Source organism: Roseibium album (genome assembly GCF_965233825.1).
Taxonomy (GTDB): Bacteria; Pseudomonadota; Alphaproteobacteria; order Rhizobiales; family Stappiaceae; genus Roseibium; species Roseibium album.
Map to the genome: position 1 here is coordinate 2,687,301 of NZ_OZ247583.1, position 23,388 is coordinate 2,710,688.

Below are 23,388 nucleotides of genomic sequence, written 5' to 3' on the forward strand. Positions count from 1 at the left end.
TTGCGCTTGTTGCGCATGACATGACTGTGTTTGGGGAGCTTGCCGATGGCTGAGGCACATACCAATAACCACGACTACCACCTGGTGGAGCCGAGCCCGTGGCCTTTCATCGGGTCGGTCGGCGCTTTCATCATGGCGATTGGCGCAATCGCATGGATGAAATCCGCAGCCGGTGAATCATTCGAGCTTTTCAGTATCGACTTCGCCGCGGCAAGCTGGGGGCTGTTTGCCATCGGTCTGCTGGTGGTCCTTTACGTGATGTTCGGTTGGTGGAGCGATACCATCAGGGAATCGCGTGAGGGGCATCATACGCGCGTTGTGTCCCTTCACCTTCGCTATGGCATGCTGTTGTTCATCGCCTCTGAAGTGATGTTCTTCGTTGCCTGGTTCTGGGCATATTTCGATGCGGCGCTTTTTGCCGGTGAAGCCATACAGTTCAGCCGCGTTGAAGCGACCGGTGGTCACTGGCCGCCGGACGGAATTGCAACATTCGACCCATGGCACCTGCCGCTCTTGAACACGTTGATCCTGCTCTGCTCCGGAACGACAGTTACCTGGGCGCACCACGCTCTTCTGCACGACGACCGTGAAGGCGTGAAATGGGGCCTGACGCTGACCGTTCTGCTCGGCGTCCTGTTCACGATCGTTCAGGCCTACGAGTATGGCCATGCCGCATTCTCCTTCGACGGCAATATCTATGGCGCGACCTTCTTCATGGCGACCGGCTTCCATGGATTCCATGTGATCGTGGGAACAATCTTCCTGCTGGTTTGCCTGTTGCGTGCACTGGCCGGACAATTCTCCGTGGAAAAACACTTCGGCTTCGAGGCCGCCGCCTGGTACTGGCACTTCGTGGACGTCGTCTGGCTGTTCTTGTTCGTCGCCATCTACATCTGGGGCGCAGGTACTCCCGCCGCGCACTAGGTGAGCAAGCCACTCCATCAAGAAGCGCCCGGTTTGCTGGACAGACCGGGCGTTTTTGATTTTCGAACCTTAGGCATCAGGTATGGAAGACAAGGCCCATTTTCCGCCGGTCAATCCGGTGACCTCCGGACTATCCGGAAGATGCCCCCGTTGCGGCCAGGGTAAACTCTTCAACGGATTTCTCAGCGTCAAGAAGGCCTGCAGTGCTTGTGGCCTCGACTATTCCTTCGCTGACAGCGGCGACGGCCCTGCGGTCTTTGTCATCATGCTCGTCGGGTTTGTCGTCGTCGGACTGGTTCTGTTTGTTGAGCTGTCCTTTCAGCCACCGATTTGGCTGCACCTCTTGCTTTGGCTTCCACTGACAGTCGTCCTCGCAGCTGCCGTATTACGCCCGCTAAAAGGGCTGATGATCGCACTTCAGTTCAGGCATAAAGCCGAAGAAGGCCGACTGGACAATCCGGACGACATTTGAACCAAAGAGACATGATCGGCCCATGGGCGGACTAAAGAAAATTCTCATCCCCACAATAGCCGCAGCACTTGGCCTTGTTGTTCTTCTGAACCTCGGCTTTTGGCAGCTCGACCGGCTTGAGTGGAAGACCAACCTCATCGCTCAAGTCGAATCAGGTGTCACGAAGTCGCCTGTCGAAGCGCCGCGCCCGGCACTGTGGCGGGATGGTCTCGGGGAAGAGTACGACTATCGCCGTGTCAAGTTGGCAGGTGCATTCCTGGAGGGCAACACCTTCTACTACACCGCGCTTTCAAACCCTGTAGGGCTGGCGGAAGGTCCCGGTGTCATGGTCTATGCGCCGTTCAGAACGACGGAAGGTTGGCTGGTTCTCGTCAATCGGGGATTTCTGCCGCAGGGACTTGCGGAACCTGCGAAGGCGGCCGCCTTGAATATTCCCGCTGGGCAAGTGAATCTGACAGGTCTTTTGAGGCTGAGCGAGAAACCGAACTGGACCACTCCCGAACCGAGTGCCAATGACAGGTTATGGTTTGCCCGCGATACGGAGGCGATGGGGGAGATGCTGGGGCTAGATCCCGGAAACCTTGCGCCATACAGCATTGATCTGGATGTCACGTTTACGCCCGAAGCCGGGCTGCCGCAGGCCGGTGAAACCATTGTCCGGTTCAAGAATGACCATCTTGGGTATGCGCTGACATGGTTCGGATTGGCTGCGACACTTCTGGGCGTGTTTCTGACCTACGCGGCCACGATACTCTGGCCGCGTAGCAAGGGCAGTGGAAGTGCTTAGCCGAGCGCTTCAAGTATGGCGGCAGCGCCTGTCTTCGTTGCTTCGCCCGGAGTTTCCTCGACGGCCAGGAAGGTAACTTCGCCATCCTTGGCGATGAGCGCGAAACGTTGCGAACGCAGATGGCCGAAAATAGGCGCCGGGCCAAGGCCCAGGCCGATGGCCTCGACAAATTCCGCACCGGTGTCAGCCAAAAAGGTGACTTTACCACCCGTATTGGAGGCTTTTTCCCAGGCATCCATGACGAACACATCGTTGACGGACAGGACCGCAATCGTGTCCACACCCTTGTTTTTCAGGGTTTCGGCATGCTCGACGAAACCGGGAAGATGATTCATGTGGCACGTCGGCGTGAATGCGCCGGGCACGCCGAACAGAACAAGGGTCTTGCCGCCTGCAATGTCCTTCAACGACATCTCGCCGGGCCCGTCGCTGGTCATGATCTTGAAAGTGGCGTCCGGAAGGCGCTCCCCAACCTTGATTGTCATATCGAATATCCCTTTGCTGGATGACTTAACGAAGAACTTGTCCGCTTGCACAGATAGAGCGTTGTTCGTTCAACGTCGAGTGAAGCTTGAACGAATCCGGTCAATGGATGCGCCCTAGTCGATCCAGTCCGCAGAAATTGGCTCCAGGCGTTCGACGCCTGTTCCGTTCGAAGACAGCACAAGCCTGAGCTGGCGGTCACTTGCAGTTGTCGCCAGGCCTTTCGTCGAAAGACGCCATGTCGCCTTGTCTCCGTTCCTTCCCAGCGGTTTCGGAAGGCCGATGAAGGATCCTTCCGGACCCGCTGCAAAGAGGTCGGCTTCACCATCATCGCCAACGGTGGCCTCGACAAGGAGAAAGCCCTTGCCGTCATGTGTCACGGAATTGATTTTCAGTCCGTTATTGGTTTCGTGGCGAGGAACCGCGGTGAGGTCCCGCTCGATAAGGCGTTTTGACAATGCATCGTTGTTGCCACTCGGGTTGAAGTCCAGTGTCAGGACAGCGTCTCCTGGAACGCAAATATCCTTGCAGATTCCGAAAAAGACCTCGACTTCCAGCTTGGCATCCTGATCCTTCACCGCTGGCGTAATCCGGAATGGCAACACTATTCCGTCGTGATAGACGATCGATTCCGAAAAACCGTCATCATAACGCTCAGGCACGGGGTACAGAATTTCGAGATTTTCAATATTGTCTGACGCGGTTACCGAAATCTGTGGCGGTATTCCGGCCTCACCGGCATATCGCCAATAGGTGTGCCAGCCAGGCTCCAACAGGAACTCCAGCCCGGCCATGTAGTGTCCGTCCTGAAGGGGGCCGGCGGAGATCAGACGAACAGCGCCACCTTGAACCTCGACCCAGTCAGTCATCTCGGCGCGGGCGGGGGAAAAGGCGCACAAAAGCATCATGAGCGCAATCTGGACAGTGTATTTCATGGGCTCAGTGCTACACGAGTTTCGTCGGCTCGTCATGGGTCCGAGCCTCCGGCAGCGGTCATTTCCTTGTGACGGTCACGTTACGGCAAAGTGAAATGACGGACGACCGGCACGGGAAACAGTCATTAACAAAGCCGTTCAAAGGCGGTATGCTTTTGCACGGACGCAGGCGTCAAACTCAGTCGAGGTGTTTATGGTCGGAGCAGAAGAAACAGACTCTCTTGAAGGACAGTTTCTGATTGCAATGCCGAGCATGGCTGACAGTCGGTTCGAACACTCCGTGATCTACCTGTGCTCTCATTCCGACCAGGGTGCCATGGGGCTGGTTGTCAATCAGGTTGCCAGGCATCTTTCCCTCGAGGAATTGCTGATCCAGTTGGATATCCTGAATGATGATGAGAGCGCTATCCGGCTGCCGGACAGCGTTCGCGGTATGAATGTCCACAAAGGTGGTCCGGTGGAAGTCGAGCGTGGCTTTGTGCTTCACAGCGACGATTTCATGCTCAATCAGTCAACACTGACGATCGACAACGGTATTTGTCTGACCGCGACACTGGAGATTTTGCGGGCTCTTGCCCAGGGCGACGGCCCGGAACAGGCTATTCTGGCACTTGGATATGCCGGGTGGGCTCCCGGACAGTTGGAGAACGAAATTCAGGCGAACGGTTGGCTGACCGCACCGGCCGATCCGGAAATCCTGTTCGATAAGGATTTCGACGCCAAATGGCGCAGGGCGCTCAGTTCAATGGGGATCGATCCGGCAATGTTGTATTCCGACGCCGGACACGCCTGACCATTTCAATGCGGTGGCGTTGCAAAAGCCTTGTCGGCTCACGGTCATCATTTAACCCAAAAGCGACTTGCGCTTGAAAGTTATGGCGCGTAAGTCGGCTGGATGGCATGGTTTGTTTCAAAGCAGCCGGGTTTCAAGTAGGTTGGGGGTCTGGTTGCAGGGCAGGAGCGGACAAAGTCCGTTGAAACGATCGAAGAGGGAAATGGCAGGGTGAAATACAGCAGTACGCGTGGCGAAGCACCGGTCTTGGAGTTTTCCGATGTCCTGCTGCAGGGGCTGGCCCGCGACGGAGGCCTCTATCTTCCCGAATCCTGGCCTCAGTTCGATGCGGATACGATTGCCTCTTTTGCGGGTAAACCTTACGCCGACGTTGCGTTGGAAGTGATCCGGCCGTTTGTTGGCGGTGCAATTCCGGAAACAGACCTGAAGGCGATGATCGATGAAGCCTATGCCGGTTTCCGACATCCTGCCGTGACACCGCTCGTGCAGACCGGTGCAAACACATTCATTCTTGAACTTTTTCACGGCCCGACCCTTGCCTTCAAGGATGTCGCCATGCAGCTGCTCGGGCGCATGATGGACTACGTTCTGACCAAAAAAGGTCTGCGTGCGACAATTGTCGGAGCGACCTCCGGTGATACGGGTGGTGCAGCTATCGAAGCGTTCAGGGGGCGCGAGCGCACGGACATATTTGTCTTGTACCCCGATGGCCGTGTTTCCAACGTACAGCGCCGCCAGATGACGACGCCGACGGAAGACAACGTCCATGCGCTCGCCCTCACCGGAAACTTTGACGATTGCCAGGCAATCGTCAAAGGCATGTTCAATCACTTTTCGTTCCGTGACCGTGTCGCCCTGTCGGGCGTCAATTCAATTAACTGGGCGCGCATTCTGGCGCAGATCGTCTACTACTTTGTTGCCGGTGCCACCCTTGGCGCACCGCATCGCAAAGTGTCCTTCACGGTCCCGACCGGCAACTTTGGAGATATTTTCGCTGGTTACGCGGCAGTGAAGATGGGGCTTCCCGTCGAAAAGCTCATTGTTGCGACCAATGTGAACGACATTCTGGCGCGTACACTCGAAACCGGCCGCTACGAAAAGCGGGTCGTGACGCCAACGATTTCACCTTCGATGGATATCCAGGTTTCGTCAAATTTCGAACGGCTTCTGGCGGAGGTTAGCGGTCGCGACGGGTCGTCGGTCCGCCGGATGATGGACCAGCTCGCCCAGTCGGGCAGCTTTTCGATAGAGGAAGGGCCGCTTGCTGAAATGAGAGCCCATTTCGGAGCAGGCCGTTGTGACGAAGCGCAGACGGCGGCGACAATTGCCGGAACGTGGAAGGAGGCCGGATATCTTCTGGATCCACATACGGCGATCGGCGTTCACGTGGCCAGGAACCACGAAGACGGTTCGGTGCCCATGGTGGTGCTGGGAACGGCTCATCCGGCGAAGTTCCCGGATGCGGTTGAAAAAGCCTCAGGTATTCGGCCCGAACTGCCGGACAACCTGAAAGATATGATGACTGCGGAGGAGCGCCAGCAGGTTTTGGCGGCAGAACTGGACGAGGTGGAACGATTTATCGAGACACACGCCCGCGCCGCCACCGCCAGGGTGTAGCTATATGAAAGTACAAACAACTGTCCTGGAAAACGGGATGACGGTCGTAACCGACCAGATGCCGTACTTGAAGACGGCGGCACTGGGAGTTTGGGTGCGGACCGGGTCCCGAGCGGAAACGGTGCAGCAAAATGGCATCACGCACCTTTTGGAGCACATGGCTTTCAAGGGAACCAAGACCAGGACAGCGCGCAGCATAGCTGAAGAGATCGAAGCGGTTGGAGGCGAACTGAACGCGTCGACCAGCATCGAGCATACCAACTACTATGCGCGGATCCTGGCAGAAGACACCCCCCTCGCAGTCGACCTTTTGTCCGACATTCTGCAGAACTCAACGTTCGATTCGCAGGAACTGGCCCGCGAACAGCATGTGATCCTGCAGGAGATTGGCGCCGCGAACGATTCGCCCGATGATCAGGCGTTCGATCTGTTTCAGGAAGCCGCCTGGCCGGACCAGGCGATTGGCAGGCCGATTCTCGGCACGCCGGAAACCGTTCAGGGGTTTAACCGGGACGCACTTAACACCTATCTTTCCGATCGCTACAGGGCACCGGATATGGTGCTTGCGGCAGCCGGTGCGGTTGAACACGACGAACTGGTTGCTCTTGCCAGGGAAAAGTTCAGTGGTTTCAGCGGCGAGGCGGCCGCCCAGGATGCCACGGCCAAGTATGGTGGTGGTGAGACGCTTCGAAACAAGGACCTGATGGAAGCCCAGGTACTGATCGGTTTTGAAGGCCTAGCCTACAAGTCCAAGGACTATTATGCCATTCAGATCCTTGCATCCGTTCTGGGAGGAGGCATGTCGTCAAGGCTCTTCCAGGAAATACGCGAGAAGCACGGATTGTGTTACGCAATCTACAGTTTCCACTGGGCATTTTCCGATACCGGCCTGTTCGGATTGCACGCTGCGACCAGTCATGACGACCTGGCGGCGCTCATGCCGATGATCACGGACGAACTAGTATCTGCCTCGCAGACGATCTCCGATGATGAAGTTGCCAGATCACGCGCGCAGATAAGAGCAGGGCTTATGATGGCTCTTGAAAGTCCGGCCGCCCGTGCCGGTCAGATCGCACGTCAGATCCTGGTTCATGGAAGGGTACTTGGTCCGGATGAAATTTCCAGTAAGATCGAAGCTGTTACGGCCGAGGATATTCGCAGAGTTGCGCACGAAACTTTTGTCGGAACCACGCCGACGCTGACGGCGATCGGTCCGATAGACGGCATCATGAAAGCGGATGAACTGGCAGGACGACTGGAACAGGCCCCGGTGCTGCGGGCCGCGTCATTGTAAAACTACGAGGTTCGGGGCATGGCATTGCTACGGCCGGGATCGTCACCTGACGCCGAGCTGCTGATTGAGGCGGGTGGATATCTCCTCCGCCCACCATTGATGTCCGACTTCAAGGACTGGGCGGAACTGCGAGATGAGAGCCGCGCCTTCCTGAAGCCGTGGGAACCGTTGTGGCCATCCGATGATCTGACCAAATCCGGATTTCGCCGGCGCTTGCGGCGCTATGCCAAGGATCGCAAGGAAGGCCGAAGCCTGACATTTCTTCTTTTCCGGTCGAGGACGAACGAGGTCCTGGGAGGTCTGACGCTCAGCAACATCCGGCGCGGTGTGAGCCAGACCGCCACGTTGGGGTACTGGATGGGTGAACGTCATGCGGGAAAGAGACACATGTCCGCAGCGGTCGCCATGATCTTGCCATTTTGTTTCGACGTTTTGAACCTTCACCGTCTCGAGGCGGCCTGCATTCCGGTCAATACGGCGTCGATACGATTGCTCGAAAATGCAGGATTCCGCCGAGAGGGATACGCACGTAACTACCTGTTAATTAACGGGACCTGGCAGGATCATCTTCTTTACGCCTGTCTTGCGGAGGATCACGCTGTTCTTTCCGGAAAAATTAGCCCCAGTGTTGAGGGTATCTTGAAAGAATTCTTGTGACATGCGCCACAACCCGGTAGTTCTTCGCTCCATGTCGATTTTGTTGCCGGACCCGATCAATAGTGTGATCAGACGTGTTGTTTTAGCTTTTTGCGTGATCGTCTCGGTGTTTGCGGCGTTGCCCGTTCAAGCACTTGAGCCGATTCCCGTTCCAATCGATATCGAGGCGCTCGATGTTACGAACTCCATCGAACTGCATCGGGACGCCGGAACACGTCTGCAGGTGTCCACGGCACCCGGTGCGGACGGCATCGTGCGCAGGATCGAAGTTCCATCGCTTGACGGCAACAACACGAACTGGGCTGTTTTCGCGCTTGCCAATACCAGTGACGAACAGATCGACCGTCTCATCGTTGCGCCGAATTACAAGCTGGTCGGATCGGATCTCTTCTGGCCGGACCTCGGTTCGTCGCGCATAGCCGCGATCACGCCGAGCCAGGGCATTGCGCCCGAAAGACTGAAGAGCCTGGAAGCAGACGTTTTCCTGGTAACGCTCGATCCCGGTTCGATCGTCACATTCGTGGCCGAACTGACGACGCCCAAACTTCCCGAAGTGCGTATCTGGGAACCCGACGTCTACAAGGAAACGATCAACGCCTACACCCTCTACCGCGGCATCATTTTGGGGATTTCCGGTCTTCTGGCCTTGTTCCTGACCATCTTGTTCGTGGTCAAGGGAACCGTCATGTTTCCTGCCACCGCGGCGCTGGCGTGGTCGGTCCTGGCCTATCTGTGTATCGATTTCGGCTTCTGGGGCCTTGTCTTCAATCTCGACGGTGGCGGCAGTCAGTTGGCGCGGTCCTGCGCTGAAGTCATGCTTGCAGCCAGCCTGCTCATCTTTCTATACGCCTATCTCAATCTCAATCGCTGGAACATACACTACTCCCACTTGGCACTGACGACCCTGATCCTCATCCTCGGGCTTTTGGGCGTTGCGGTCTGGGATCCGTCAATTGCGGCAGGCGTTGCGCGCTTGTCACTCGGCGTTATCGGCGCACTCGGTTTCATAACGATTGCCGTGCTGGCATTCCAGCAATACGACCGGGCGATCCTGCTGATCCCCACCTGGTGCCTTTTGATTGCCTGGCTTGTCGGCTCCGCCATGACGGTGACGGGATATCTATCCAACGATATTGTTCAACCAGCGCTCGGTGGCGGCCTTGTTCTGATCGTCCTGCTCATCGGTTTCACGGTGATGCAGCACGCTTTTGCCGGTGGTGCAATCGCTCAAGGGCTGATCTCCGATGTTGAGCGCAAGGCATTGGCACTCACCGGTGCCGGCGACATTATCTGGGATTGGGATATCGACCGCGACCGGATCTATACGGGCAACGAGGTGGAGGAGTTGCTCAATCTCAAGCGCGGAGCGCTTGAAGGGCCGGCGAGGGACTGGCTGGAAGTTCTGCATCCACAGGACCGGGACCGGTTCCGGGCGACGCTTGACGCCGTTATCGACCAGCGTCGCGGCAAGGTCATGCAGACATTCCGCCTGCGATCTGAAGATGGACACTTCCGCTGGTTCAGGTTGCGCGCCCGGCCGATCATCGGGTCCGACGGTGAGGTGATACGCTGCGTTGGAACATTGCTTGACGTGACGGAGGAGCGCACGGCAGAAGAGCGGCTGCTTCATGATGCGGTACATGACAACCTGACCGGATTGCCGAACAGGGAACTGTTCGTCGATCGCCTGCGCACCAGTGTTGTGCGCTCGAAGGCGGAAGAAACAGCCAAGCCCACTTTGCTCGTTCTCAATCTTGACCGCTTCAAGCAGGTCAATGACAGCATCGGCCTGTCGGCAGGTGACAGCATTCTCCTGACGGTGGCACGCCGTCTCGGCCGCCTGATTGGCCAGCAGGACACGCTTGGCAGGTTGTCCGGCGACCAGTATGGCCTGGTGCTCTTGTCGGAACAGGAGCCGGACAGGATCGTCGCCCTGGCGGATTCCCTGCGCAAAGCGGTCCGCGCACCGATCACGTTCGGGGACCGGGAAATCTTTCTGACCTGTTCGGTCGGGATTGCCTTCTTCGAGGGCGGTAAACAGGCCGTTGAAGATATGGTCACCAACGCGGAGATCGCGCTCAATCACGCCAAGCGACTGGGCGGTGACCGGCAGGAAGTTTTCAGACCTATCCTGCGGCCGCTCGACAAGAATATCGTCGATCTTGAAGCGGACCTGCGTGAGGCCATCAAGAAGGAAACGCTCGGCGTATTTTACCAACCGATCATTCGCCTGGAAGACCAGTCCATTGCCGGTTACGAGGTTTTGGCGCGCTGGAACCATCCGAAGCGCGGAAAGATTGCACCATCGGAGTTTATTCCGATCGCAGAACAGTCTGGCCTGATCAACGAACTCGGGATGTACGTGCTGGACAAGGGAGCTCAGCAGCTCGCCTTCTGGCAGAGAGAGTATCCGATAAAAAGGCCGCTGTTTGCATCGGTGAACCTGTCGTCGCGCCAGTTGTTGAAACAGGATCTCATCAACGATGTGAAGGCGGTGCTTTCAAGGACATCTCTTGAACCGGGAACCTTGAAACTGGAATTGACGGAATCCCTCGTCATGTCAAATCCGGAATACTCGGCAAAGGTACTGGAGCGGCTGCGCAGCCTTGGGGCCGGGCTGTCTCTGGATGATTTTGGAACCGGACATTCCTCCCTGTCGTATTTGCAGCGCTTCCCGTTCGACACCATCAAGATCGACCAGTCCTTCGTGAAGACCAATGGGTCGTCTGCCCGGTCCGTCCTGCTTCGAACGATCGTTGCCATGGGCCACGATCTGGGCATGTCCGTTGTCGCGGAAGGTGCAGAAAGTGAGACGGATGCGCTGGAGCTCTACCAGCTCGGTTGCGAATTTGCGCAGGGCTTCTTCTTCGGAGAAGCGATGTCTTCCTCCGATGCGACCAAGATGCTCCGGAAAATGCCGGCAGAAGCTGAAAGCGCATAGGCGTTCCCGGCCTGGCCTTGAATTCGTATGGCGCCCTGCGGCAGACAACGGATGTCAGGGAACCAGTACGGGCACTGTCTTCTCCGTTTGGCGGATTTCCAGTGGCGTAGTGCCGAATGGATCGCCGTCAACTTGCGCAGCGACAGGCGAGGTTGAAGCGATAGTGGCCACGGAAAACGGCCGGACGGTTGCGCCACGCGCCTTGTGTATTCGTCCGAACATCAGCGCCAATCCATAACGCAGGGAAGACCAGGGGTCGTCCTTGTCCAGCACCAGCATGTACAGACCCGGGTCGGTCGCCCCGTGCGGGCAGATGACGAAGGGACCACCATAGTGGCGCGCATTGCTGGCGACCGCGAATTTTCCGTTGATCGTTTCGCCGTCCAGTGAAATTTCCAGATGGCTCGCCTTGCGTTTGAAGCCGATCCTGAAAGCAGTGATCACGTAGGCAAGCTTGCCGAACTTCCGCTTGAGAGCCAGCGGCACGGCGTGAACGATTTCCGCATCGAAGCCGCTGGACGCCATGAGAACAAACGGATGACCGTTGGCAAGTCCGAAGCGCAGAGATTTCGTCTTCTGCCGCCAGATCATGTCAGCGATCGCAAGCGGCTTTCGTGGCAGACCGAGTTCGAGAGCAAGGACGTTCGCCGTCCCGAAGGGGATGACAGCAAGCTGCGGCGGGTCGGGATTGTTCTGAAAGCCTGTCAGTGCCTCGTTGATCGATCCATCGCCCCCGGCAACGACAAGCGTTCGAACACCCAGGCCTGGGTTGGCGCAGACTTCGCCGATTTCACCGGCATGCCTGGTGAGTCTGATTTCTGTGCGGAAACCGAGATCTTCCAGTCTTGTACGGACGCTGTCGAGGAATTCCGCCTTGTATCCGCCGGAAGTGGGGTTCGCCATGATCAGCACGGACCCTGGAATGTCGGGTGCGGCTTGACGCCGCGATGCGGGAGCGGACCAGCAGAGATCTCTCACTTGATTTCCTCAGCGCGTCGGTCGGGAGCTGTATTCAATCGCCGTTCTTATACGGTGCCATGCCGCCGCGCGCCAGTTCGTCCGCGCGTTCGTTGTCAGGATGCCCTGCATGACCCTTGACCCAGTGCCAGGAAACGTCATGGCGTTCGCGTGCTTCGTCGAGGGCCTGCCAGAGGTCGGCATTCTTCACCGGTTTGTTGGCAGCCGTCCGCCAGTTCTTCCGTTTCCAGCCGTCCAGCCATTCGCGGATCCCGCTCCGCACGTAGGTGCTGTCCGTGTAGAGGTCGATCGCGCAGGGGCGCTTGAGTGCATTCAGTGCCTCGATTGCCGCCGTCAGTTCCATGCGGTTGTTGGTGGTTTCCGGCTCCCCGCCTTTCAGTTCCTTTTCGTGCTCGCCGAAACGAAGCAACACACCCCATCCACCGGGGCCCGGATTTCCGGAACAGGCACCATCGGTGAAAACCGTTACGCGATTCTGATTGCTCATCGTTCCAGTCCGTAAGCCTCCGTACCGCCAATTGTCTGATGGAATTTCAGTTTCTTGAGGTATTCCAGCGGGTTCTTGGGTGTAACAAGGGCTCCCTCGGGCACGCTCAACCAGTCATAAAGCCGCGTGAGCAGGAACCTTAAGGCAGCACCGCGGCAAAGGGTTGGTAACGCGTCGTATTCGTTGGAGTCGAGCTGGCGAACGGAAGTGTAACCTTTCAACAGTGCCCTGGCCTTTGTCACGTTGAACGAAAGGTCGATTTCAAAACACCAGGCATTCAGGCAGATCGCGATATCGTAGGCAAACGCATCGTTGCAGGCGAAATAAAAGTCGATCAGACCCGAAAGCTCGTTGCCGAGAAAGAAGACATTGTCCGGAAACAGGTCGGCGTGAATGACACCGTGCGGCAGGTCTGACGGCCAGGTCGCTTCGAGATGCGCCAGTTCCCGCGTAATCTCGTCTCCCAGTCCCGGATGAACAGTGTCGCTCCGGTCTCCGCATTGTTCGAACAAGGGTCGCCAACCGGCGACATTCAGCGCATTGGTCCGAAAACCGTCATAGTCCTGGCCGTCAAGATGCAGTTCGGCCATCGCCCTTCCAAGGCCGGCGCAATGTTCAACCCGTGGGCGCTTGACCCACATGCCTTCCAGAAATGTGACAAGCGCGGCCGGGCGGCCAGCCAGCGTCCCAAGCAGTTCGCCATCCCTTGATGGAACAGGTGTCGGACAGGAAAGACCCTTGCCGGCAAGGTGCTGCAAAAGATTGAGGAAATAGGGCAGATCGTCGGGATCTACCCGTTTTTCGTAAAGTGTCAGAATGTAGGAGGCCTTGTCGGTATGGACGAGAAAGTTGCTGTTCTCAACACCCTCGGCAATGCCTTTGAACGAAAGCAGGCGCCCCACATCGTAGGTTCCGATGAAGTCTTGCAATTCCTCATCGGTCACTTCGGTATAAACGGCCATGTTCTTATCCGGTAGCCGCCTGGGGCGTCGAGACCACGTCTCTGAGTTCCCGTGGCAGATTGAAGGAAATTGTCTCCTCAGCGGTTCGCACGGTTTCGACGATGACTTCGAACCGGGTGGAAAACGCGTCGATGATTTCCTCTACCAGAGTTTCCGGCGCCGATGCACCTGCCGTCAGTCCAAGGGACCGTGCGTCTTCGAAATCCGGCCACTCGATGTCGCTTGCACGCTGTATCAGAACCGCAACCTTGCAGCCGGCGCGTTCAGCAACTTCCCTCAGGCGCTGGGAATTGGAAGAATTCGGCGCACCGACAACAACCATTGCATCCACATCCGGCGCGACATGTTTTACCGCTTCCTGCCGGTTCGTTGTTGCGTAGCAGATATCTTCCTTGTGTGGGGCAACGATATCGGGAAAACGCTCCTGCAGGACCGCAACAATTCCGGCCGTGTCGTCAACCGATAGAGTCGTCTGGGTAATGTAGGCGAGTGATCTGTCCGACTTGGGTTGAAATTTTCGGGCATCTTCCTCGGTTTCGATGAGCGCAACGGTTCCCGCCGGCAGCTGGCCCATCGTCCCGATGACTTCCGGATGGCCGGCATGTCCGATCAGAAGCACTTCACGATCGCGCCGATCGTGGATCTGAGCTTCCTTGTGCACCTTGGAAACCAGCGGACACGTAGCGTCCAGAAAGAACATGTTGCGTGCCTCGGCATCTTCGGGCACCGACTTCGGGACGCCGTGCGCGGAAAAGATCACGGGCCTGCCGGCATCATCAGCAGGAATTTCACTCAATTCCTCGACGAAGACTGCTCCCTTGGCTTTAAGACCATCAACAACGAATTTGTTGTGAACGATTTCGTGGCGCACATAAACGGGACGGCCGTATTTTTCCAGCGCAAGTTCAACAATCTGGATCGCTCTGTCCACACCGGCGCAGAACCCGCGTGGCGCACAGAGTTTTATCGTAAGTGGCGGTTTTATCTGCTTGGTATCGCTCATGGTGCTCTTTCAGCAAACCTTCCTGGCCGCAATAAGGGCTTCAAGGTCATGCCTGTCAAGTAGATGCGCTGATGTGCACACTATTTCAGCCACAATGAGATGCTTCAAGCTTTCAGGCGATCAAGCCTCGCCAAGCAAATGTTCACCTGCTATGACACTCCGCCAAGTTGCTTTTCGATCCGATGGGTAGATGATGATCAGTGCGTTCCAGGCCGTATTCGACGTGAAACTGAAGACAATTCTGACAGCTGGTTTGTGCGCTGCGACCCTGGCAGGCTGTGGCGGAGGTTCCGACAGTATTGCCAGCAAGATAATCACGGGCGGACAGGAACCGATCGAAGTTTCTCCGGCAACCTTTGCTCCGCCGGTGCCTTGTCCGTCCATGGAACTGAAGTCAAACGCTTACCTGATCAGGAATTACGTTCGCGGCAAAGAGGATGAATCCGAAGGCTTGCTCTATCAGGCAACGGTCGAAGACTGGGCAAACAGCTGCACCCAGCAGGCGGACGGTCAGCGGCTCATGAAAGTCGGGCTGTCCGGTGACGTAACACCTGGCCCGGCCTGGAAAGGCGGTGAGATCGTTCTGCCGCTGCGGGTCGCGATCGTGCCCGGCGGCACTGGTGCCAAACCCCTGAGCTCTGAAGTGCTGACCGTTCCTGTGACGCTCGGCGAGAGCGCGCCTGCGGAAAAGTGGACGTTGATCGAAGAAAAATTCACGATTCCGCAGGGCCAGAGCGTCAAGGTGGTGTTCGGATTTGATGAAGGGCGTCGCCGCTGAGCGACGTCTTCCGCGGAAACACACACACGCCGTGACCCCACGGATCACAAGACTGTCGGGAAGCCGCTACGTTACCCTGGCTGCCGTGGGTCTTGTTTTGAAAGACTTCAATCCCGGCCGGATTAATCCTGTATTGACAAGGGTATTCCCCGCTCGCAAAATCCCGCCCGCAATCAGGGTCGTGACCTGTTTGGCGCGGCAACGCGCGTGCCCCACGCGGGAGAGCCTGGGTCAAATGACCCGGCGCCGAAGGAGCAACCGCCCCGGAAACTCTCAGGCAAAAGGACCGCATGGGGAACAACGCTCTGGAAAGCAGTGCTCCACTGAACTGCTCAGTGGACTGCTCACCGAAGGAGTAACTGGCGCGCGACTCATGGCGTTCGACAGGAAATCTCTCAGGTACTCGGACAGAGGGGGTGCTGGTTGACCGGTTCATGATCTGCCGGAATGCCATGCAACGCCCTGCATTCGAGGACCAATGATGGCAACGGCCACCGAAGTGACAGAATTGATGCAGACGCCACTTCACGATCTCCATCTGGAGCTCGGCGCACGCATGGTTCCGTTCGCGGGTTACACAATGCCGTTGCAGTACCAGAACGGCATACTGGCCGAGCACCTGCACACGCGCAGCAAGGCCGGATTGTTCGATGTGTCTCACATGGGACAGCTTGTTCTCGTCGGGCCGGACCACGAGACGACAGCACACGCACTCGAAGCGTTGACCCCATCCAGTTTCGTCGACCTGCCGCGCGGGCGGCAGCGCTACTCTGTCCTGCTTAACCGGGAAGGCGGTGTCATCGACGATCTCATGGTGACACGACCTGAAACCGACGCGGAAGACGGGCGTCTTTATCTGGTCGTCAACGCGGCGCGTAAAGAGGTCGACATCGCGCATTTTCGGAAAAATCTGCAAGACGCGGTCAGGCTCGAAGTCATCGAGGACCGGGCGCTGATTGCCGTACAGGGGCCGGAGGCTGTCAATGCTGTCGCTGCACATGCGCCGCAAGCAGCAGACCTCGCGTTCATGTCGGCATGTTCCACGCAGTTCGACGGCATTGATTGTCACGTCGGACGTGCCGGTTACACAGGTGAAGACGGCGTGGAATTGTCGGTTCCGGCCGGAGCTGCCGAGCCGATTGCGCGGGCACTGCTGGCTGACGAGCGTATTGACGCGGTTGGTCTTGGTGCGCGTGACAGTCTTCGGCTGGAGGCGGGCCTGTGCCTTTATGGTCACGATCTTGATGAAACAACATCACCGGTCGAAGCAAGCATAATTTTCTGCATGCAGAAACGCCGGCGTGAGGAGGGCGGTTTTCCGGGCGCGGACCGTATTCAACGGGAACTGAAGAACGGTCCGGGTCGGGTCCGGATCGGCGTCAGGCTCCACGGCGGGGTCCCCGCCCGCAACGGTGCGGAGATCGCGCAACCTGATGGGCCGGTTATCGGCACCGTCACCAGTGGCGGCTTTTGCCCCGTGGTCGGTGCGCCTGTCGCGATGGGATATGTGCCGGCCGGGTTTGCAAAGACCGGCACCGGATTGGAGCTGATTGTCCGCAATCGTCGTCTTCCGGCAACAGTTTCAGATATGCCCTTCGTGTCAAATCGCTACTATCGCAAATCAAACCCTTGAACAATCGAGAGAACGGATAAGGACATGACCACCTATTACTCCAAGGATCACGAGTGGATTTCAGTTGACGGAGGCATCGCAACCGTCGGCATCACCTCTTATGCTCAAGAACAGCTCGGTGACGTTGTTTATGTCGAGTTGCCGGATGCTGGCACCGAACTCGCCCAGGGCGACGAAGCGGGTGTCGTGGAGTCTGTAAAGGCGGCAAGTGAGGTCTACGCACCGATCGACGGTGAAGTGGTCGAGGCCAACGAAGCGCTTTCCGATGAGCCGGGGAAAGTGAACGAGGATCCGGAAGGCGCTGCCTGGTTTCTGAAAATGAAGGTTGGCAATGAAAGCCAGCTTGCCGAACTCTTGGACGAAGCAGGCTACAAGGCCTTTGTCGAGTCTCTTTGAACAATGGCAGGTCACTATTATACGGCTCAGGTGGAGTGGGCATGCGACGGCGACTATGCAGCCAATGCCTATTCCCGAGGCCATATCTGGCGTTTTGACGGCGGCCTGGAAGTCCCGGCAAGCGCATCACCGACTGTGGTCGCTCCACCACATTCAGTAGAGGCAGCCGTTGATCCGGAAGAAGCTTTCGTGGCGGCGATTTCTTCTTGCCACATGCTCTGGTTTCTCGATCTGGCCCGGCGGGCGAATTTCAATGTCGCCAGTTACCGGGATCACGCAGAGGGCGAAATGAGTCGCGTTGGCCGTGGCAAGATGGCCATCACCAAAGTGGTTCTGCGTCCGGAAATCACGCTGATCGCAAGTGAACAACCGGACGAGTCCTGGTTGACCGACATGCACGAAAAGGCGCATGACGTCTGCTTTATCGCCAATTCCGTCAGTTGCGAGATCGTCATTGAGCAGGGTCCGGTGAAGCTGATCGCTCCCTAACCTTCCTGAAGCCAATTCGGATTGTTTCATGCTGCCCCGGCCCTTGTGCCGGGGCACTTGCATTTGACTAATCTCTCCCGGGAAATGGGAACCTGATGCTGACTGCAACAACAACACCCAGACTTGGAAACCCGGTTTACAGGCTTTCTATATTGACAATATAATTGTCGTTATGACAATATTTATGTCAAGAGAGGGTGTCATGAAGAAATCCGTGGAACTATATGAGATCGTCAGGCTGATCCGCCCGGTTCACCGCCGCCTGGCGCGTGCGGTGGAAGCAAAGTTGAGCGGAACCGGTGTAACGGTTGGCATGCGAGCGGTCATGGAGGTGCTTGATGAGACCGGATCGCTTTCCGTTCCCGAAATCGGACGGGTCCTGTTTCTGACGCGCCAGCAGATCCAGCTGATCGTGAATGCTCTCGAGGAAGCAGGTGTTGTCGAACGGCAGCCCAACCCCGCACACCGGCGTTCACCGCTCTTTTCCCTGACAGATCAGGGCAAGACGGTTTTTGGAGAAGTCCGGGCCCGGGAAAATGACGAGATCGATGCAGTCTGCGAGCTCTTTTCAGCAGACGATATCCTGGCAACGCAACGTGTCCTTTGCGCCATGCTCGACCACTTTGCAGAGTTTGAGGACGATCCCGATCGTCCCAAGGCGCTGGAATAATTCTTATGCTGGAGAAGTACCATGTCCGTCTTTTGGAGTGTTATCGGTGGCCTTGTTTTGCTGTTGGCGGCGCTGTTCGGCTATGTCGGGTTTTTCGTCAGGAAGCTCGGCACGCCAACGAAAGGGGTGTTGATCAACCGGACTGAAAGACCGTCCAAAGCGCTCCTCGTCATCGATGTTCAGGAAGATTTCACGCGCAACACCGGCAAGCAGGGCTTTGATCCGCAAGTTCGGGACGCGGCATTGAAGATCATGAACCAGGAAATCGCCGAGGCCCGCTCTCACGGCAGCGAGGTTGCTTTCGTAAAGAACATTTTTCGGGACTGGCCTGTCATCCAGTTGATGAAACTTGTGGCCGGTGGTATCGGGACGCCTGGCCGGGAAGGTCTGAAATTCGACCGCGACGTTGATCTCGGAGACGCGCCGGTATTTGAAAAATCCGTTGGAGACACTTTTTCAAATCCCGATTTCGAGGTCTGGCTAGACAAAAAGAAGATCGGGCGTCTGACTCTGGTTGGCCTGGATGCGTGCCATTGCGTCCAACTGACGGCGAAGGGGGCACGCGCGCGCGGCTATGACGTGGAAATCCGCGAACCCGCGACGCTGACCGCAACACCCGCGAAATGGCCTTCCTTGAAAAGCGAACTTGACGCGGCAGGGGTCATCGTATGTTGAGCTGATCGCCCGACCGGCAAACTGTGACCTTTGCGAAGATGGCGTCATGTGGCAGGTTTACCTTGCGATATCTCGCTTATTCCATTTCGTCGGAGGTTCTATGTTTCGACCGCTTGTTTTTGCAATTACAGCATTATCCGTTTTTTCGTCTCATTCCCTGGCCGCTGACAAGGTCGCAATTGTGTTCGATGGTTCGGGCTCCATGTGGGGCCAGATCGAAGGCCGCACCAAGATTGAAATCGCGCGCGATGCCATGACAAATGTTCTGGGAACGCTTCCAGCTGACCTGGAACTTGGGCTCTTTGCCTACGGGCACCGTGAAAAAGGCAATTGCGCTGATATTGAGCTGATCGTTCCTCCGGCAACCGGGACTGGTGCGGCCATCAAGGCAGCAACAGACAGGATCACGCCCAAAGGAAAGACGCCGTTGTCTGCGTCGGTGCGCCAGGCCGCCGAAACCATGCGCTTCACGGAAGACAAGGCGACCGTCGTGCTCGTCACGGACGGGATTGAAACCTGCAATGCGGATCCCTGCGCCCTTGGCAACGAACTTGCGCGGCTCGGCGTAAACTTCACCGCGCATGTGATTGGCTTTGGTTTGAGCGAGGAGGAAGGACGCCAGGTCGCCTGCCTGGCGGAAAACACCGGTGGTCTCTACATCCAGGCCGGCAGCACGGCGGAACTTTCCGATGCGTTGACTGCAACAGTCGAAACGGTTCCCGTGGAAGAAGCAGCGGCTGAACCGGCGCAGCTGCCCGATGCGTTGCTTGAGGCACCGGACGAAGCCGAGATCGGTTCACGGATTGATGTCGCCTGGCAGGGGCCGGGCGGTCGGTACGACCAGATCGAGTTGCATGATCCGATGGCCCGGGGAGGAGAGGGAAAGCGCCTTCGCTCGAAAGCGATCGTGAACGGAGACTTTGACAACAATCAAGTCACCATGACAGTTGTGACCGATCCCGGCACATATGAATTGCGATACTGGGACGGCACAGGCCGCCAGATCCTGGCAACACGTGCGATCGACGTGATCCCGGCCGAGGTGGCCCTGTTCGCCCCGGACGAAACCGCCATGGCACGGCCGGTGACCGTGGAATGGATCGGCCCCGGAGGCCGTTACGACGCGGTGCAACTCTATGACGTGTCTGCACGCGGCGGCGAGGGCAAGGTTCTGCACAACAAGCGCCTGCGCAACGATGATTTCGACAACAACAAGGTAACCCTGCCGACACCGGCAAAACCGGGCGCATATCAGCTTCGTTATTATGCTGGGGAAGACAAGACCGTTCTGGCGACACGTTCACTGGACATCATCGAAGCTCCGGTCACGCTTGAAACGGAAGAAGCGGCTGAAGCCGGCAAACCGATTGTCGTCGACTGGGTCGGGCCGGGAGCACGGTATGACAGTGTGCGGCTGGTCGATCCGGCGAACGGCAAGAAGCTCCATGAAAAACGTCTGCGCAACGACGATTTCGACAATCAGAGAGTAACCTTGCCGGGACCGGTAAAGGCCGGGCCATATGAGCTGCACTATTACAACGGGGACAACAAGGCTGTGCTCGCCACCGTGCCTGTCGAGGTGACCGCGGCAGTCGTTGCACTCGAAGCTCCCGACGAGATCGGTCAGGGCCGCCATGTCACCGTCGTCTGGACCGGCCCCGGTGCACGCTACGACAGCGTTCAGTTCTTTGATCCGCGGGCGCGCGCCGGTGACGGCCGGGTTGTTCATCAAAAACGACTGCGCAATGACGATTTTGACAACAGCAAGGTCACATTGCCGAGCGCGGCAAAACCGGGCGACTACGAGTTGCGCTACTATAATGGTGACAACAAGACCGTGATGCTGACGCGTCCGATTGCCGTCGTTCCGCTTGAAATAGCGATTGAGGGGCCGGAGAGCGTTGAAACGGGGACAAAATTTTCAGTTTCCTGGAAAGGACCCGGGGCTCGGTATGATTCGGTGCAGATCTGGGATCCCAAGGCACGTGGCGGCAAAGGCAGAGCTGTCTTTGAAAGGCGCGTATGGTCAGGAGATATCGACGCCCAGACTGTCAACCTGAATGCCCCGAAAGAAGCCGGGGATTACGAGCTTCGCTATTTCAACGGGGACAACAAGGCTGTGCTCGTCACCCGGCCACTATCGGTCCAGTAGACGGCAAGCCATTCGACAAACCGGCGGGGCCAGCGCCCCGCTGGTAGGGCGTATTCGTTTACCGGGTAGAATGCGCCGGAGACTCGGCCTCGGCCGACAGCATCAAACTGGTGATCCAGCTGCCTTTTTTCAACACAAAGGCACGCAGAAGCGTTGCATAATCGTCTGTAACCGCATTCGCAACCGAGGGGCGCACAGCCAAAGCACACCGCCAGCGCCTGACCCTGGGAAGGTCATTGAAAATTCCAAGATCGGTGAACGTGTCGAAGACATCGAAGTAGCGAAAAACCGGGCCAAAGGCGGCATCGACGATAGAAAATCGGTCACGATCGAAAAAAGGACCCGTAGCGTCGATTCGGGTATCGAGATGCTCGAATTTCGATCGCAGGGCATGCTTTGCGTTTTCGAAACTCTGCTCATCAGCTGCGCTGTATAGAGCGCCAATCCCGTTCAGGATCTGCGAAGCGAATTCAACGTAAGCGCGGTGAGTTGCGCGCTCAACCGGATCGTCGGGATGGAGTCTTTCGGCTTGTGTTTCGTCGATGAACTCCACGATCGGTGCCGATTCGAACAGGTACCTGTCGTTACCGGTCTTCAGCAAGGGGACCTTTCCAAGTGGCGATGCGGCCTTGAACCAGTCCGGCTTGTCCGAAAGATCGATGTAGGTCCGGTCGAAAGGAATGGACTTTTCCGCAAGAACGATGGCTGCCCTTTGAACGTAGGGGCAAAGACTGTGGCTGATCAGGGTGAAGGGATATGTCATGTCGAACTCCATTTTCATGCACTTGCATTAAAATAGATGCAGATGCATGAAAATACAAGATTGATGCACATGCATTAAAGTTCTATGCGTTGACCATGACTGGAAACCTGAAAGACCGGCATTTCCCGGATGTGATGGAATGTTGGGCGCGGCTGCAACGGTCAAGTGGTGCAGTTCTCTCCCGCGTGGAAGTCCGCCTGAAGGCGGAGGGTTTCCCGCCACTTGGCTGGTATGATGTTCTTCTGGAATTGCGGCGTGCAGACGGGGTTGGCCTCAGGCCCGTCGATATTGAGAAGCGAATGCTTCTGGCGCAGTATAACGTTTCCAGGCTGATCGAGCGGCTGGTTGGGGCCTCGTACGTGGACAAGAGGCGGGCTCCGGATGATGGTCGCGGAGTGATGATTTTCTTGCGACCGGAAGGTGAGGCACTGCTTGAGAGGATGTGGCCGGTCTACCGCGAAGCGGTCGAAATCGAGTTTGCGGCGCATCTCGACGACGAAGAGGCTGAAACACTCTGGAAGCTGCTGGGCAAGCTGTTGCCCTGAAAACGAGGATAATTTTCGAAAAATTGCATGATTGACGTTTTGCAAATTTGATTTCGACGGGCGCAGATTGGTTGGTGACAGATGATACCCCTGATAAGAGTAAGCAACAGGAAGCCGACCGACCTGACGCACCAGTTGCTGTCAAAACGAAGGCTGACAGCGCAAATGAACGACCCGCTTGATATCGATAGTCGTCAGGACTTGCCGCAGGAGTGGCTTTTTCTTCTCCGGGAATACCCGAGGGATGCGTGGCTGGGGCATGGCAATCTCGGACCATTGACGAATTTCTGGCTCAACCGTCATGACGGTTTCCGCAATTTCGGCAACACCTTGATTTCCATGTTGCGCCAGTTTCGGGAAGGCCAGATTCCTCCCGAAAGATTTGGCGGCATGTTCGCCCCGCAGCTCCAGCATTTCCTCACCGAATTGCACAATCATCACATGATCGAGGATCACCACTATTTTCCCGTCTTCATGGAGGCGGAAAAACGCTTGCTCCCTGGCTTTGAGCTTCTGGAAAACGATCATGAGGTTATTCATCATCGTATCGAGACGGTGATCGGCAGCGCCAATGAACTGATCGGTCAGCTGCAGGAGGGCGACCGGGACGCAATTCGGCGGGCCTCGGACAACTATGCAGCGACCAGCGACATGCTTCTCATGGGGCTCAAACGGCATCTTGCCGACGAAGAGGATTTGATCGTCCCGATCATTCTTTCAAGAGGCGAAAGTGAGCTGGGGCTGTCCTGAGACCAGCGCGAAACTGAGATGGACCTGAACCCGTTCTTGAAAAATCCGGCTTGACTCTGGGAGGCGGATAACGCATCTAAAATGCCATGGCCAAGATCGCAGCACCCTTTGCGTATTTTTATTACGTCACCGACATACCGGCGGCTGCGTAGGATCTTGCTCACTTGATAGAAACCTAAAAAGCCGCCGCGTCAGGCGGCTTTT

At 57.0% G+C, this 23,388-nt stretch carries 24 protein-coding genes and 1 riboswitch; of the genes, 17 read left to right on the top strand and 7 right to left on the bottom strand.

All coding sequences use genetic code 11. The features are described 5' to 3' along the window. Positions 1-45 precede the first annotated feature (45 nt). The 3 genes from ACO6TI_RS12465 to ACO6TI_RS12475 all read left to right on the top strand — a co-directional run bounded on the left by ACO6TI_RS12465 (position 46) and on the right by ACO6TI_RS12475 (position 2,183). Positions 46-924: a cytochrome c oxidase subunit 3 gene (locus ACO6TI_RS12465; RefSeq protein ID WP_055111162.1), complete on the top strand. Its 879-nt coding sequence runs from the start codon at positions 46-48 to the stop codon at positions 922-924. A gap of 82 nt (positions 925-1,006) precedes the next feature. Next, complete coding sequence (locus ACO6TI_RS12470) at positions 1,007-1,396, top strand: DUF983 domain-containing protein (protein WP_055111164.1); 390 nt, start codon at positions 1,007-1,009, stop codon at positions 1,394-1,396. Positions 1,397-1,418: 22 nt separating this feature from the next. Beyond that, positions 1,419-2,183, top strand: a complete 765-nt coding sequence (locus tag ACO6TI_RS12475) for an SURF1 family protein (protein WP_422385028.1) — start codon at positions 1,419-1,421, stop codon at positions 2,181-2,183. On the opposite strand, the gene ACO6TI_RS12480 is transcribed toward ACO6TI_RS12475, so the two are convergent. Together ACO6TI_RS12480 and ACO6TI_RS12485 are read right to left on the bottom strand one after the other, a co-directional pair. Further along, positions 2,180-2,668, bottom strand: coding sequence for a peroxiredoxin (locus tag ACO6TI_RS12480; protein WP_055111168.1), 489 nt, complete (start codon positions 2,666-2,668; stop codon positions 2,180-2,182). The genes ACO6TI_RS12475 and ACO6TI_RS12480 overlap by 4 nt on opposite strands. A 114-nt stretch (positions 2,669-2,782) precedes the next feature. Beyond that, a complete protein-coding gene (locus ACO6TI_RS12485; protein ID WP_422385029.1) occupies positions 2,783-3,601 on the bottom strand; it encodes a protein-disulfide reductase DsbD domain-containing protein in 819 nt (272 codons plus the stop codon). Positions 3,602-3,794: 193 nt separating this feature from the next. Here ACO6TI_RS12485 and ACO6TI_RS12490 point away from each other — a divergent pair, with 193 nt between their 5' ends. The 5 genes from ACO6TI_RS12490 (at position 3,795) to ACO6TI_RS12510 (ending at position 10,903) form a co-directional block, all read left to right on the top strand. Further along, positions 3,795-4,394, top strand: coding sequence for a YqgE/AlgH family protein (locus tag ACO6TI_RS12490; protein WP_196999097.1), 600 nt, complete (start codon positions 3,795-3,797; stop codon positions 4,392-4,394). Positions 4,395-4,604: 210 nt separating this feature from the next. Continuing rightward, positions 4,605-6,011 (top strand): threonine synthase, encoded by a 1,407-nt coding sequence (gene thrC, locus ACO6TI_RS12495; protein WP_104702204.1) that lies wholly within the window; start codon positions 4,605-4,607, stop codon positions 6,009-6,011. A gap of 4 nt (positions 6,012-6,015) precedes the next feature. Then, on the top strand, positions 6,016-7,305 hold the full coding sequence (locus ACO6TI_RS12500) for a M16 family metallopeptidase (protein WP_055111176.1): 1,290 nt from the start codon (positions 6,016-6,018) through the stop codon (positions 7,303-7,305). A gap of 18 nt (positions 7,306-7,323) precedes the next feature. Continuing rightward, a complete protein-coding gene (locus tag ACO6TI_RS12505) occupies positions 7,324-7,962 on the top strand; it encodes a GNAT family N-acetyltransferase (RefSeq protein ID WP_035899529.1) in 639 nt (212 codons plus the stop codon). Positions 7,963-7,993: 31 nt separating this feature from the next. Then, positions 7,994-10,903, top strand: coding sequence for an EAL domain-containing protein (locus ACO6TI_RS12510; RefSeq protein ID WP_082442786.1), 2,910 nt, complete (start codon positions 7,994-7,996; stop codon positions 10,901-10,903). A gap of 54 nt (positions 10,904-10,957) precedes the next feature. Here ACO6TI_RS12510 and ACO6TI_RS12515 read toward each other — a convergent pair whose 3' ends face one another. From ACO6TI_RS12515 to ispH, 4 genes are read right to left on the bottom strand one after another with little or no spacing between them, the layout of a single operon-like run. After that, a complete protein-coding gene (locus ACO6TI_RS12515) occupies positions 10,958-11,881 on the bottom strand; it encodes a diacylglycerol/lipid kinase family protein (protein ID WP_208992512.1) in 924 nt (307 codons plus the stop codon). A 34-nt stretch (positions 11,882-11,915) separates the two neighbouring features. Continuing rightward, positions 11,916-12,368: a ribonuclease HI gene (rnhA, locus tag ACO6TI_RS12520; RefSeq protein WP_029063741.1), complete on the bottom strand. Its 453-nt coding sequence runs from the start codon at positions 12,366-12,368 to the stop codon at positions 11,916-11,918. After that, the gene (locus ACO6TI_RS12525; RefSeq protein ID WP_104702203.1) at positions 12,365-13,330 is read right to left on the bottom strand and encodes a homoserine kinase; all 966 of its coding nucleotides are present in this window, start codon (positions 13,328-13,330) and stop codon (positions 12,365-12,367) included. The genes rnhA and ACO6TI_RS12525 overlap by 4 nt, the downstream gene beginning before the upstream one ends. Before the next feature lie 4 nt (positions 13,331-13,334). After that, positions 13,335-14,333, bottom strand: coding sequence for a 4-hydroxy-3-methylbut-2-enyl diphosphate reductase (ispH, locus tag ACO6TI_RS12530; protein ID WP_055111184.1), 999 nt, complete (start codon positions 14,331-14,333; stop codon positions 13,335-13,337). Between the two features lie 190 nt (positions 14,334-14,523). On the opposite strand from ispH, the gene ACO6TI_RS12535 reads away from it, so the two are divergent. The 7 genes from ACO6TI_RS12535 to ACO6TI_RS12565 all read left to right on the top strand — a co-directional run bounded on the left by ACO6TI_RS12535 (position 14,524) and on the right by ACO6TI_RS12565 (position 21,126). After that, positions 14,524-15,111 (top strand): hypothetical protein, encoded by a 588-nt coding sequence (locus ACO6TI_RS12535; protein WP_208992513.1) that lies wholly within the window; start codon positions 14,524-14,526, stop codon positions 15,109-15,111. A gap of 207 nt (positions 15,112-15,318) precedes the next feature. Continuing rightward, a riboswitch (glycine riboswitch) is annotated at positions 15,319-15,410 on the top strand. A 182-nt stretch (positions 15,411-15,592) separates the two neighbouring features. Next, positions 15,593-16,744 carry a glycine cleavage system aminomethyltransferase GcvT gene (gene gcvT, locus ACO6TI_RS12540; protein WP_422385309.1) on the top strand — a complete coding sequence of 384 codons (1,152 nt, stop codon included), beginning with the start codon at positions 15,593-15,595 and terminating at the stop codon, positions 16,742-16,744. Between the two features lie 24 nt (positions 16,745-16,768). Continuing rightward, on the top strand, positions 16,769-17,140 hold the full coding sequence (gcvH, locus tag ACO6TI_RS12545; protein WP_108874656.1) for a glycine cleavage system protein GcvH: 372 nt from the start codon (positions 16,769-16,771) through the stop codon (positions 17,138-17,140). A gap of 3 nt (positions 17,141-17,143) precedes the next feature. Then, positions 17,144-17,629 (top strand): OsmC family protein, encoded by a 486-nt coding sequence (locus tag ACO6TI_RS12550; RefSeq protein WP_196877584.1) that lies wholly within the window; start codon positions 17,144-17,146, stop codon positions 17,627-17,629. A gap of 202 nt (positions 17,630-17,831) precedes the next feature. Then, a complete protein-coding gene (locus ACO6TI_RS12555; protein WP_196877585.1) occupies positions 17,832-18,299 on the top strand; it encodes a MarR family winged helix-turn-helix transcriptional regulator in 468 nt (155 codons plus the stop codon). Between the two features lie 21 nt (positions 18,300-18,320). Further along, positions 18,321-18,974: an isochorismatase family protein gene (locus tag ACO6TI_RS12560; protein ID WP_422385030.1), complete on the top strand. Its 654-nt coding sequence runs from the start codon at positions 18,321-18,323 to the stop codon at positions 18,972-18,974. 100 nt (positions 18,975-19,074) lie between these two features. Beyond that, on the top strand, positions 19,075-21,126 hold the full coding sequence (locus tag ACO6TI_RS12565; RefSeq protein ID WP_196891100.1) for a vWA domain-containing protein: 2,052 nt from the start codon (positions 19,075-19,077) through the stop codon (positions 21,124-21,126). A 58-nt stretch (positions 21,127-21,184) separates the two neighbouring features. Here ACO6TI_RS12565 and ACO6TI_RS12570 read toward each other — a convergent pair whose 3' ends face one another. Beyond that, positions 21,185-21,889 carry a glutathione S-transferase family protein gene (locus ACO6TI_RS12570; RefSeq protein WP_422385031.1) on the bottom strand — a complete coding sequence of 235 codons (705 nt, stop codon included), beginning with the start codon at positions 21,887-21,889 and terminating at the stop codon, positions 21,185-21,187. Between the two features lie 95 nt (positions 21,890-21,984). Here ACO6TI_RS12570 and ACO6TI_RS12575 point away from each other — a divergent pair, with 95 nt between their 5' ends. Next, positions 21,985-22,434 (top strand): MarR family winged helix-turn-helix transcriptional regulator, encoded by a 450-nt coding sequence (locus ACO6TI_RS12575; protein ID WP_196877589.1) that lies wholly within the window; start codon positions 21,985-21,987, stop codon positions 22,432-22,434. A gap of 165 nt (positions 22,435-22,599) precedes the next feature. Continuing rightward, positions 22,600-23,184, top strand: coding sequence for a hemerythrin domain-containing protein (locus tag ACO6TI_RS12580; protein WP_055112587.1), 585 nt, complete (start codon positions 22,600-22,602; stop codon positions 23,182-23,184). Positions 23,185-23,388: the final 204 nt, after the last annotated feature.

What these genes read in the sequence shown, in the direction of transcription:
- ACO6TI_RS12465 (WP_055111162.1), top strand. Translation starts at nt 46, where the DNA reads ATGGCTGAGGCACATACCAATAACCACGACTACCACCTGGTGGAGCCG.
- ACO6TI_RS12470 (WP_055111164.1), top strand. Translation starts at nt 1,007, where the DNA reads ATGGAAGACAAGGCCCATTTTCCGCCGGTCAATCCGGTGACCTCCGGA.
- ACO6TI_RS12475 (WP_422385028.1), top strand. Translation starts at nt 1,419, where the DNA reads ATGGGCGGACTAAAGAAAATTCTCATCCCCACAATAGCCGCAGCACTT.
- ACO6TI_RS12480 (WP_055111168.1), bottom strand. Translation starts at nt 2,668, where the DNA reads ATGACAATCAAGGTTGGGGAGCGCCTTCCGGACGCCACTTTCAAGATC.
- ACO6TI_RS12485 (WP_422385029.1), bottom strand. Translation starts at nt 3,601, where the DNA reads ATGAAATACACTGTCCAGATTGCGCTCATGATGCTTTTGTGCGCCTTT.
- ACO6TI_RS12490 (WP_196999097.1), top strand. Translation starts at nt 3,795, where the DNA reads ATGGTCGGAGCAGAAGAAACAGACTCTCTTGAAGGACAGTTTCTGATT.
- ACO6TI_RS12500 (WP_055111176.1), top strand. Translation starts at nt 6,016, where the DNA reads ATGAAAGTACAAACAACTGTCCTGGAAAACGGGATGACGGTCGTAACC.
- ACO6TI_RS12505 (WP_035899529.1), top strand. Translation starts at nt 7,324, where the DNA reads ATGGCATTGCTACGGCCGGGATCGTCACCTGACGCCGAGCTGCTGATT.
- ACO6TI_RS12510 (WP_082442786.1), top strand. Translation starts at nt 7,994, where the DNA reads ATGTCGATTTTGTTGCCGGACCCGATCAATAGTGTGATCAGACGTGTT.
- rnhA (WP_029063741.1), bottom strand. Translation starts at nt 12,368, where the DNA reads ATGAGCAATCAGAATCGCGTAACGGTTTTCACCGATGGTGCCTGTTCC.
- ACO6TI_RS12525 (WP_104702203.1), bottom strand. Translation starts at nt 13,330, where the DNA reads ATGGCCGTTTATACCGAAGTGACCGATGAGGAATTGCAAGACTTCATC.
- ispH (WP_055111184.1), bottom strand. Translation starts at nt 14,333, where the DNA reads ATGAGCGATACCAAGCAGATAAAACCGCCACTTACGATAAAACTCTGT.
- ACO6TI_RS12535 (WP_208992513.1), top strand. Translation starts at nt 14,524, where the DNA reads ATGATGATCAGTGCGTTCCAGGCCGTATTCGACGTGAAACTGAAGACA.
- gcvT (WP_422385309.1), top strand. Translation starts at nt 15,593, where the DNA reads ATGGCAACGGCCACCGAAGTGACAGAATTGATGCAGACGCCACTTCAC.
- gcvH (WP_108874656.1), top strand. Translation starts at nt 16,769, where the DNA reads ATGACCACCTATTACTCCAAGGATCACGAGTGGATTTCAGTTGACGGA.
- ACO6TI_RS12550 (WP_196877584.1), top strand. Translation starts at nt 17,144, where the DNA reads ATGGCAGGTCACTATTATACGGCTCAGGTGGAGTGGGCATGCGACGGC.
- ACO6TI_RS12555 (WP_196877585.1), top strand. Translation starts at nt 17,832, where the DNA reads ATGAAGAAATCCGTGGAACTATATGAGATCGTCAGGCTGATCCGCCCG.
- ACO6TI_RS12560 (WP_422385030.1), top strand. Translation starts at nt 18,321, where the DNA reads ATGTCCGTCTTTTGGAGTGTTATCGGTGGCCTTGTTTTGCTGTTGGCG.
- ACO6TI_RS12565 (WP_196891100.1), top strand. Translation starts at nt 19,075, where the DNA reads ATGTTTCGACCGCTTGTTTTTGCAATTACAGCATTATCCGTTTTTTCG.
- ACO6TI_RS12570 (WP_422385031.1), bottom strand. Translation starts at nt 21,889, where the DNA reads ATGACATATCCCTTCACCCTGATCAGCCACAGTCTTTGCCCCTACGTT.
- ACO6TI_RS12575 (WP_196877589.1), top strand. Translation starts at nt 21,985, where the DNA reads ATGACTGGAAACCTGAAAGACCGGCATTTCCCGGATGTGATGGAATGT.
- ACO6TI_RS12580 (WP_055112587.1), top strand. Translation starts at nt 22,600, where the DNA reads ATGAACGACCCGCTTGATATCGATAGTCGTCAGGACTTGCCGCAGGAG.